Source organism: Paenibacillus sp. 598K (genome assembly GCF_003851045.1).
GTDB lineage: Bacteria > Bacillota > Bacilli > Paenibacillales > Paenibacillaceae > Paenibacillus_D.
The window spans coordinates 67,099-68,031 of sequence record NZ_BFBX01000070.1 but is presented as its reverse complement, the minus strand read 5'-3'; the positions used below and the strand labels follow the sequence as shown (position 1 = coordinate 68,031).

The 933-nt window shown below is 63.5% G+C and carries 2 protein-coding genes; both read right to left on the bottom strand.

The annotated features are described in order from the left end of the window. Positions 1–205 (bottom strand): hypothetical protein (locus tag PA598K_RS36360; RefSeq protein ID WP_185602120.1); only part of this gene is annotated, 205 nt, incomplete at its 3' end. 34 nt (positions 206–239) lie between these two features. Next, positions 240–933: ABC transporter ATP-binding protein (locus PA598K_RS36355; RefSeq protein WP_376739052.1), on the bottom strand; the 694-nt coding region annotated here is incomplete at its 5' end.

Here is a 933-nt window from a genome sequence, read left to right as displayed (position 1 = left end):
CCCCCCGCTCCTGCCACTGTGCCAGCCTCTGGCCATAGGACGGCATCTCTTGGGGGCTAGCCGTGCCCGGCAGCGTCAGCTCCGTCCCCGTAGATATCGCGACCGCCGCGCCGTCGCGAGGCGCTGCGCCTCCAGCGACGGAGGCGAGCAGCAGGACGATCGCCAGCGCGAGCCACCCGGCTCGCAAGATATGACGTTGCTTCATGATCGCCATCTCCTCTTCGCGTCTCTCGCGCCGCTCATCGCACAGCCGTCCCCGTATCCGGATGGAAGAAATTCATATGCTCGGGATGGAGGACGACCTCCAGCTCGCTGTTGTCCTCCACCCGCTCATACGAAGCGATCCGCATCGTAAATCGATAATCCCCGGCGCCGAAATGAACATAACGGTCGGCCCCGACCAGCTCGCTGAAGCGAACCTTCGCCGTAAACGGCGTACCCTGCGCGCCGTCGCGATAGAGCGCGACATGCTCGGGACGAATGCCCATCACAATGCTGCGATCGACGAACTTGCCTGCGTCCAGCGCCGCCTCCAGCGACTTGCGGATCGGCAGCGCGAAGCGCTTGGTGCCGAATGCCAACCCGCCGCCTCGAACGACAATCTTGCCGGGGATGAAGTTCATCGGCGGGGAGCCGATGAAGCTGGCGACGAATTGGTTGGCCGGCAGATTGTAGATATTCTCCGGCGTGTCCACCTGCTGGATGAGACCGTCCTTCATGACGCAGATGCGCGTGCCCATCGTCATCGCCTCGACCTGATCATGCGTGACATAGATGAAGGTCGTCTCCAGCCTCCGATGCAGATTAATAATCTCCTCGCGCATCTGCACCCGCAGCTTGGCATCGAGATTGGACAGCGGCTCGTCCATCAGGAACGCCTGCGGCTGCCTCACGATTGCCCGTCCCAGCGCGACGCGCTGGCGCTGGCCGCCG